Annotated in this window: 7 protein-coding genes and 1 other RNA gene; 7 read left to right on the top strand and 1 reads right to left on the bottom strand. The window is 46.0% G+C overall.

All coding sequences use genetic code 11. The features are described 5' to 3' along the window. Nucleotides 1-61 precede the first annotated feature (61 nt). The 6 genes from AB7U36_RS12980 to AB7U36_RS12955 all read left to right on the top strand — a co-directional run bounded on the left by AB7U36_RS12980 (nt 62) and on the right by AB7U36_RS12955 (nt 5,373). Nucleotides 62-877 (top strand): Nif3-like dinuclear metal center hexameric protein, encoded by an 816-nt coding sequence (locus tag AB7U36_RS12980; RefSeq protein WP_428160185.1) that lies wholly within the window; start codon nt 62-64, stop codon nt 875-877. 14 nt (nt 878-891) lie between these two features. Beyond that, the gene (locus AB7U36_RS12975) at nt 892-1,617 is read left to right on the top strand and encodes a zinc ribbon domain-containing protein (protein ID WP_428160184.1); all 726 of its coding nucleotides are present in this window, start codon (nt 892-894) and stop codon (nt 1,615-1,617) included. Between the two features lie 39 nt (nt 1,618-1,656). Beyond that, nucleotides 1,657-2,084: RNase P RNA component class A (gene rnpB, locus AB7U36_RS12970), an RNA gene on the top strand. Between the two features lie 26 nt (nt 2,085-2,110). Further along, nucleotides 2,111-3,421 carry an HPr family phosphocarrier protein gene (locus tag AB7U36_RS12965; protein ID WP_428160183.1) on the top strand — a complete coding sequence of 437 codons (1,311 nt, stop codon included), beginning with the start codon at nt 2,111-2,113 and terminating at the stop codon, nt 3,419-3,421. 18 nt (nt 3,422-3,439) lie between these two features. Beyond that, nucleotides 3,440-4,210 carry a 2-C-methyl-D-erythritol 4-phosphate cytidylyltransferase gene (gene ispD / locus AB7U36_RS12960; protein WP_428160182.1) on the top strand — a complete coding sequence of 257 codons (771 nt, stop codon included), beginning with the start codon at nt 3,440-3,442 and terminating at the stop codon, nt 4,208-4,210. 224 nt (nt 4,211-4,434) lie between these two features. Next, nucleotides 4,435-5,373 carry an ABC transporter substrate-binding protein gene (locus tag AB7U36_RS12955; RefSeq protein WP_428160181.1) on the top strand — a complete coding sequence of 313 codons (939 nt, stop codon included), beginning with the start codon at nt 4,435-4,437 and terminating at the stop codon, nt 5,371-5,373. Nucleotides 5,374-5,395: 22 nt separating this feature from the next. Here the strand turns inward: AB7U36_RS12955 and AB7U36_RS12950 are convergent, their stop codons facing one another. Continuing rightward, nucleotides 5,396-6,691: a hypothetical protein gene (locus tag AB7U36_RS12950; protein ID WP_428160180.1), complete on the bottom strand. Its 1,296-nt coding sequence runs from the start codon at nt 6,689-6,691 to the stop codon at nt 5,396-5,398. A gap of 341 nt (nt 6,692-7,032) precedes the next feature. On the opposite strand from AB7U36_RS12950, the gene AB7U36_RS12945 reads away from it, so the two are divergent. Next, a partial coding sequence (locus AB7U36_RS12945; RefSeq protein WP_428160179.1) for a serine protein kinase PrkA occupies nt 7,033-8,878 on the top strand: 1,846 nt, incomplete at its 3' end.

Raw genomic sequence — 8,878 nt, 5'->3', positions numbered from 1 at the left:
AGACTGAATCTAAAGCGTGGAGTGTACTCCACGCTTTTTTGTTTTAAGGCGTCTTGAAAGAATGCCCACGGTAAAACAGGTCATTGATATCATAGATCAAATTGCGCCTTTTTCCCTTGCTGAATCCTGGGATAATTCAGGGCTTCAGGCAGGTGATCCAGGGTGGCAGGTGTCCAAGATCCTGATTTCCCTGGATGTCGCAGACAAGGCCCTGGCCGAAGCGGAAAAGCTGGGGTGTGATATGCTGATTACCCATCATCCCCTGATTATGTCACCTGAAAAGCAGATTGATTTCAGCCGGATGCCTGGAACCGCCATCCTGACCAGTGCCAGATCCCGAATTGCCCTAGTCTGTGCCCATACAAACCTGGATAAAGCCCAGGACGGTCTGAACGACTATCTGGCCCAAAAACTTGGTATCTTTCACACCCATGTTTTTCTTGCCGATGTAATGGAAGATGAATCTGCCGGGCTGGTCCAGGGACTTGGGCGCATCGGGCAGCTTGAAGGGTCCATGGCACTTGAACAACTGGCTTGCCGGATCAAAGAAAAATTGGGGATTCCCCGGGTAAGAATTATTGGCAATCCCGGGAACATGGTGTCAACAGCAGTACTATGTTCGGGTTCAGGTGGCTCCTTGACAGCTCAATTTTTAAATTCGGGAATGGATGTATATATCACCGGGGATCTGAAGTACCACGAGGCGCGGGATATAGAGTCCCATGGTAAATCCGCTGTGGATGTCGGCCACTTTTATTCCGAATCCATTGCGGTTGAGCTTTTGAAAATCCGTCTCGGACAGGTGTTTGATGCTTTGGGGTATCAGATTATAATCAATACATATGATCAGGAACAAGATCCATTTTTAACCATATGAGGATGTAACACCTTATGTTAAAATCAGTTATGTCAAAACCAGATATTGCCTCCCTTGTAAAGCTTCAGGAGGCTGAAACCCAAATCGTCCGTATTAAGGACGTATTGCACGAGTTTGAAAAAAAGAAAATCAAACTGGCATCCAGGCTCAAACAGTTTGCAGCAGCGCTCAGGGAAAATATTGAAGAACTTGAAACGCTTGAAAAAAATTGTCTTGACAGTGAAAAGGAAATCAAAGTTGTTGATGCCCGAATTATCAAAAGCAACGAAACCCTGCGCAATGTCAATACAAATAAAGAGTATCAGGTTTTGCTCAGGGAGGTGGATGATAACAAAAAAAGAAAAGAAGCCTTAGAAACGGCTCTGTTACAGATCATGGAAGAGCGGGAAAAGTCCCAGGCCATTGTGGATGAAAGTACAAAAGAATATCAGCAGCTTGAAGAACAGGTCAAAGCTGAACAGAACCAGATTGAAGACCAAACCACGAAAGACCGGGAGCTTCTTGAGGAATATCTTGAAAGCCAGGAAGAAATCGGTGTAAGGTTGGATGCTAAACTTTTAGATCGGTTCAAACGCATTTCCAAAATGAACCAGGGATCTGCCGTTGCCAAGGTGCAGGATCAGGTATGTTTAGGGTGTTTCATGAATATCCCGCCCCAGCTGTATATTGAAGTTCAGCGGGCAAACGAGTTGATATTCTGCCCCCAGTGCAGCCGGATTCTTTATTATGAAAAAAGCTGATATTTAGGGTTGAGTTGAAGAACAATTTTTAATTTCGGTCTGACTGGAACAAACGGTCGCCGGGCGAATGAACGCCGGGAGGAAAGTCCGAACACCGCAGGGCAGGACGCTCCATAACGTGGAGTCACGGTGACGTGAAGGAAAGTGCAACAGAGAGTAGACCGCCCAGCTGCTCATTGAGTCGAACAGGTGTCTTTAGTGCTGATGGCTGTTCCATTGAATGAGTAGCTGGGCAAGGGTGAAACGGTGCGGTAAGAGCGCACCAGTTCCCCGGGTGACCGGGGAAGCTTGGTAAACCCCGTCCGGTGCAAGACCAAATAGAGAGACGTTTGAGGGCTGCCCGTCCAAGTCTCCGGGTAGGTTGCTTGAGATGTATGGCAACATGCATCCTAGATGAATGACCGTTGATCTTTTTTCGGGTAACCGCAAAAAGGTAACAGAATTCGGCTTACGGGCCGGTCAGACCGAAATTTTCAATACCGGATAAATAGCTATGAATGACACCTGTGACATATCTTTTAAAGAAAAGGCAAATATTTTTTCATATGAGTATCTTCAGTGCATTCTGTTCATTATTGGATTGAATGACGACAGGTATCTTTTTACCAAGAAACTTTGTTCAAAACTGATCATCACCTCCCACATCATGGAAGATTTTCTTGACTTCCACGGTGCAAAAAAAAACAAGGACTGGGTGTTTTACCGTGCAATATCTGCAGCAATTAGACACCTTTCCCTTGCCTGCTATTCCCAGCGCCACACCCTGGACCGGTTTGACTTTTACAATTTCGGGGATCAGAACCACAGTGCCTTTAAACAGGAAGCACTGGATATGCTTAAATTTCTCCAGGCTGCCATTTATCAGGCCGCACCCGTTGCCTTAAAAGAGGCAAAACGTTTGCGTATCACCATTCCGCAATCCGGCTATGATCTGGACTATTTTCCCGGCATTGCCACTGCCGGTCAACTGGAGCATAATATTGACGACACCCTGCCTAAAAGCAGTCAGAAAAAAAATCTAACACGAATCGCCAGTCAGTTTCTTGAGCTGATCCGGGATTTTGAACAGTTTACCTTTTACGAACGGTATGACCTTGAGACCATTTACAAGCTTGTCCCCGAGGTTATCAACGAGGTGACAATCCGAGGCTATGAGATGCGGGTGCATAATATCCAGTCCTCCTTTGATTCCTATGTAGTCACCACGTTGCACGCCCCTGATGCTGAAATTTTAAGCCAGCTGCGCAGTCATTTTTCCATTGTATTTCATATTCTGCAGGTGATGGGGCGTTTGCTCCATTTTTATGAGCGTCACCTGTATGATACCGGTTTCAAGCATGTTTATAAAAACATCAGCCTGTCCCTTTCCGATCTTATTGATCCGGATGCTGTTCTGGACCGTGCCATTAATTATTGTCTGTATTATGCAGGCCGTTTTTTATCTTCGGGCAAGGATGTGGCCACCCGGGTTTTAAACGAGAATATGGAATCAGACACAATTGACGTGGGTATTCCCAAAGACAGGGGCTTTCACAGCCGGCCAAGCCTTCTGGTGGCAAAGATTGTCCAGCATTACGGCGGAGAAGTTAAGCTTCATGTGGGCAAAGATCAGTTTGATGCCGCCTCGGTCCTTGATATTCAGTGGGCCGGGGGAAAAATTAAAAAAGAAAACATTGAGACGGTCATCTTTACGGGAGATTCCAGGGCGTTGAATGATTTGAAAATCCTTGCCAGTGTTAATTACGGTGAAGACCATATGGGCAAGGGCATTCCCTTGCCCTGTGAATTGAGCTACCTGATTTAAAATTCATGTTTAAAATTCATGCCTGACGCAGAAAATAAAGAGTCTTTTAAAAATATTGCCGTTGTTGTGGCGGGTGGAAAAGGTCTGCGCATGCAGTCCACTGTTAAAAAACAGTTCATTGATCTGGAAGGTGTTCCGCTAATTGTTCACACCCTTGGCGCCTTTGACACGCACTGCCGGGTGGATGAGATTATTCTGGTGGTACCTGAACCGGATCTGGATTTTACCCGCAATGACCTGATGCACCGATTTTCATTTTCCACCCCCGTGCATATTATCAAAGGCGGTGTTACCCGTCAGGATTCCGTGGGCAATGGACTTGATAAAGCGTTGGAAATTTGTGCCCAACCCGAAACAACCTTTGTCTTGATTCATGACGGGGTTCGGCCCTTTGTGGATGAAAAGCTGGTTGACCGGTGCCTTGACGGTGCTTTGAAAAACGGTGCCTGCATCCCGGTTCTGGGTATCTTTGATACCGTAAAAAGGGGGGATAAAAATGGCAAGATTATTTGCACCCTTGACCGGGATGGACTGTTCCGGGCCCAGACGCCCCAGGTCTTTCGTCTGGACCTGATTGTCAAGGCTGTTTCCCATGCCCGGAATACCGGCTTTTGGGGCACGGACGAAGCGTCGGTCTGCGAACATGCGAAACTCCAGGTAGATATGGTGGATGGCGGACCATTCAATATTAAACTCACTTCTCCCCAGGATCTGATTTTCGCAGGCCTGATTATTCGGGCAAAAAAAGAGGCCGCATTAACCGGGCAATCAAGTTCCTTTTTTAGTTAAAGTTATCCGCAGTCCCGCCTTTAACTTACCATCTTACTTTTATACATCACCGGGGTTTACTTTGTTGCATAATTATGGCAGATTATTAACCTAAATGGTGTGAAAATCCCGTAATTAACCTGTTCAAAGCTTTTAGGATTGACTTTGAATTAAACGTACGCATAACCAGTTAATGAGATTCAGCATTATTTATTACACACTAATCATCCCCGGAGGTGCCTGAAATGGCGGAAAAACCCGTGATTAAGATTGGATATCTTAAAATCACTGATCATTTCATTCTCGGTGTAACAGCTCGAAAATTACAACAAGGTATGGAAACCTTTCAACACTGCACACTGAAACCTGTGGTTAAAAACGGGTGGAATGAAGTTGCTGACGCACTTTCTGTAAAATCCCTGGACGGGGCACTGGTTCTGGCACCGACAGCCATGGACCTTTTTAAGTCCGGAGTTGATCTCAAACTGTTGTTGCTGGCCCATAAATCCGGCAGTGTCCTGATTAAAAATAAAAAAGCCAATATCAATTCTGTTGAGGATTTCGCGGGTAAGACCGTACTGATTCCCTATCAGCTCTCCATCCATAATATGTTGTTTCACAAGCTGTTATCCGAGAAAGGGTTGAAACCCGGACGTGCTACGGAAAAGGGAATTGATGTCACCCTTGAGGTTGTTGCGCCCTTCCAGATGCCCGAAGCCCTTGAGTATGACGAAGACGGCGAAATCGGCGGGTTTATCGTAGCTGAACCATTTGGCTCCCAGGTGATAGCATCCGGTCATGGTGAAGAATTTGAACTGTCAAAAAATCTGTGGGCCAAGCATCCCTGCTGTGTTTTTGTCATGCGCACCGAGGTCATTGAAAAGAATCCCGAAGCTATTCAGGAAATTTGCACAAGTTTTGTCCGGTCCGGGATTGCCATTGATGCCCAGCCTGGGCCCGCTTCAATTATTGGTGCTGAGTTCTTTTCCCAGGATAAGAATATCATCCTGCGGGTGCTTACAGACCCGCCAGACCGTATTCTGACAGGAGAGCTTTATCCCAAAAAAGAAGATCTTGATATTATCCAGAAATATATGATGGATAAAATGAATATTATGACCTCTCTCATTGATCTGGATAAATTTGTGGATACGCGCTTTGCCGATGCTGCAGGGGCAAAATAAAAATAATATTTGGCAGCGTCACTTATTTTACAGAATCAATAAAGCCGTAAATTTTATCCATGGCTTTCAATCCCCATGTGGGTTTCCCGGACAGGGTGGCGACACCATCGCGATTGAAGCTATCTATTGTCTGCTGAGCTGTAAAGCCCTGTCCTTTTAATTCAATAATGATTTTCATGACAGCAGCCTTGTATTTACCCATATCCTGATCCGGCGAAATATCCAGTTTTATCACGGGTGGTTCCTTAACCTGGGTGTCTACCTCCGGCGGCACCTGCCCTGATTTTTCCCCGGTGCCACCCACAAGCAAGGACAGATCATCCATGGGTTCGGGTTTCTGGGATTGTTCAGATTCTTCAATCAGGGCGGATAAATCATCTAAATCCGCAACGTCCTTTTCAAAGGTGGGTTCAATAAGTTTGGACAGATCATCCAAGTCTTCATGAAAGTCCTTTGGCACATGGGTATCCATATCCACAAGGCTGAACAGATCATCAAGGTCATCTTCATTATCCAGGGAATTAGACGAAGGCAAATCAGAATCAACCAGTTTTGACAAATCATCCATATCAATATCTTCAAGTGTCAGGGCCGTTTCATTGATCAGCAAAGACAGGTCATCCATGTCGGAAGAACTGATGTCTCCAAGATCCTTGTGGTCCTGAGCCTTGAATGCATCTTCCATGGGTACGTCTTCAAACAGCTGTGCCTTTTCACTAAAGTTGGTATCCAAAAGGCTTTGGTCAAGCCCGGGTGCTTCTTCCAAGGCCAGGGTTTCCACGGCACGTCCGGCAATTTCCATGGCCTGGGGAGCAGCATTATGCCGCTGGTTCATCTCCTGCAGTGCCAGGGCAATGTGTGTCATTGCATCGGCTTTTTTTTCTTCTGCGGCAGCCCGTTTTTCCATGGCATCGGCTTTTCTTTCTTCCACCCGGGAAAGTATTTCCTGGGCTGAAGCAATACGGTCCTGTTTTTCTATAAATTTCTGGAACAGATCCTTGAATATAGATACAGACTCTATATCCACGGAGATTGTTCCTTGATTGCCGGCAGGATCTTGTACTTTATCTGTGGCTTTAAGCATTTCTGCTTCCTGGGCAAGGAATGCCTCAACCTGATCGGGCAGTATACCTGTATCCAGAAATTTTTTAATTTTTAAAAGGGTGATAACCGCCGGTTCAGTGTAACATGTTTCATGGTTGACAATTTGTGTGACAAGCCACGGGCTGAACCGATGTAAAATGAACTTTAAAGTTGCCTTGCCCATATCCAGCTCATTTATCAGATCCTCAATGGTCAACAGCTTCGAATGGGTCATTATTTCCCTCATTTGCGAAAGTTAATTTAAGTTTGTTCTTTTTTAAGTTTGTTCTGTTATTGTTATCATAAAATCAAGGAGACAAAAAGCGTTTATAGCAAAGGAGAATAAGGGTGTGATAGTATTTGACACTTTTTTTTTCGCTTGATATATCTTTTCCAAAATAGTCCTGTTTCAAGATATTAAAAAGCACAAATTTTTCAACCCTGACAAAAACGTGTGTACTGTTTTTTCCGGAAAGCGAACACGCTTTTAACTATCGCCCGGAAAAGAAGAATTTAACTGAATTCCAACCAAAGACTTGGCAGCACGTGCCGCCTTTGCTGCCCATGGAGGGTAAAATGTCCACTACAACAGATCCTAAGACCTTTAACCACCACGTCGAAGCCGTTAAAAAGGGGACCCGGATATTTGAGGATGCGTTCCAGGGGGTCTCCCGCATGATTCTCGACGCCGGTATCCGCAAGGTCACGGTCAAGGGAAAGACCACCTACCAGTTTGACCTGTTCAGCGGGGGCAAAAGGCATCTGGTGGGCATGTATGACGAAATCAATTCCTTTGTCTCTTTTGTCAAGGATGCCTCCGAAGGTGGGTCTTCCAGGGAAATGGCTTATGTCCTGGTGGGCGAGCCGGGAAATGGAAAAACTTTTTTCGTGGAATACCTGTGCGCCCGGTACAGGGAGTTTTTATCGGGCCCCCAAAATATGAAGTATACGTTCCGTTTTAAGAATCTTGATAAGCTGGGTGGATATGGCAGGATCAATGTTATTGAATCCCAGACCTACGAGGATCCCATGATTCTTGCCATGAGTTTTAAGGAGAACAAAGATGCCTCCGCAAGTTATCTTTCCAAAGCATTTAAGTTCAAGGATAAGGAGATAGAAGCCCTTTATGAGAAGTATCGTCCTTTAGGGGCCTGTTCGGCTTACATATGGCATCAGATCCGGGAATATTGTGATGATACCCCTGCCAACATGATGGAATTCATAGAAATTGTCCCGGTACCCTTGATAGAAAGTCTTGGCACGATTACCGGCAAATATCCGGCCAAGGACAAGATCACCTCTTCGGCCGTGGATCTTATGGGTGAAGAGTCCATCCAGCGCCTGCTGCATATCCCGGATTCCAACAACCCTTACCGGTTTGACCTGCGCCGGGGTGCTTTGGCCCGGGTGGCCGGCGGCGGCATCCATTTTGCCGACGAAATTTATAAAAACAAAAAGGATCTGGTGCAGGTGTATCTTGGTGTGATCCAGAACCGTATGATTGAACTGGATGGGTTTAAATGGCCCATTGACACCCTGATTATCGCCACCTCAAATAACTCCGAGTTCAACACCTTTTTGATGGAACGTGAGGAGGCCCCCATTGTTGACCGGTGCCGGATCTGCTATGTGGCCCATAACACGGATTATAAGATCCAGAAAACTTTGACCGAATATGCCATCGGTACCGATGTCAAGCGTTCCCTTGACCAGGAAGTGCTTCACCAGGATCCAAATTTAAACCATGCCGCATCTGTTGCCGTGGTGCTGACCCGGCTGCCCCGGTCCGAGAAGCTCACCCCCATTGAAATCATGAAGCTTGCCGCAGGGGAAGTGGCTGGTGAAAAAAGCCTTAAAACCCTGGCTGAGCTCATTGATCAGCTCAACCAGGATACGGATATCACCAAACGCTTTGGCCAGAAAGGCCTGGGACAGAGAAACCTTGGCCGGGCTGTGCAGCTCCTTCTGGAATCTTCTGAAACCAATGACGGCAAGTGCATGTTTGCCTTGGATATTTTCAACGCCTTGAACCGGGTGGTACTTGATTATGTTCATGAACCTGCTGACCGGGCCAAGTTCATGGAGGATCTGAAAATTGCCAGAGGCCTTTACCGGGAACGCATCATGACAGAGATGTTCAATGCATACATGGACGAACCGCTGGCCATCAAAAAGGATGTGCTCAACTATGTAAATATGATCATTGGTGTGGATGCCGAACACCTGGGGGCTGATATGATGTGGAAGTACAAGGATCCCCAGACAGGTGAGCTTAGGGCCCTTAAAATTGATGAGCGCTATATTAAAAACGTGGAGGAGCGCCTGGACCTTAAAACCGAAGAACAGCGCGCCTCCTTTAGAAATTCCATTAGAAAGATTTATGGCCAGAAACTGTCTGTGGATGCCAATTATGATTTCATGG

The sequence above is a fragment of the Desulfobacter sp. genome (assembly GCF_050177295.1).
Note: the sequence above shows the minus strand (reverse complement) of the source record. Positions and strands in the feature narration are given on the sequence as shown.

Bases quoted from the DNA above. Each gene is read 5' to 3' on its own strand.
- AB7U36_RS12980 (WP_428160185.1), top strand. From the start codon at position 62: ATGCCCACGGTAAAACAGGTCATTGATATCATAGATCAAATTGCGCCT.
- AB7U36_RS12975 (WP_428160184.1), top strand. From the start codon at position 892: ATGTTAAAATCAGTTATGTCAAAACCAGATATTGCCTCCCTTGTAAAG.
- AB7U36_RS12965 (WP_428160183.1), top strand. From the start codon at position 2,111: ATGAATGACACCTGTGACATATCTTTTAAAGAAAAGGCAAATATTTTT.
- ispD (WP_428160182.1), top strand. From the start codon at position 3,440: ATGCCTGACGCAGAAAATAAAGAGTCTTTTAAAAATATTGCCGTTGTT.
- AB7U36_RS12955 (WP_428160181.1), top strand. From the start codon at position 4,435: ATGGCGGAAAAACCCGTGATTAAGATTGGATATCTTAAAATCACTGAT.
- AB7U36_RS12950 (WP_428160180.1), bottom strand. From the start codon at position 6,691: ATGACCCATTCGAAGCTGTTGACCATTGAGGATCTGATAAATGAGCTG.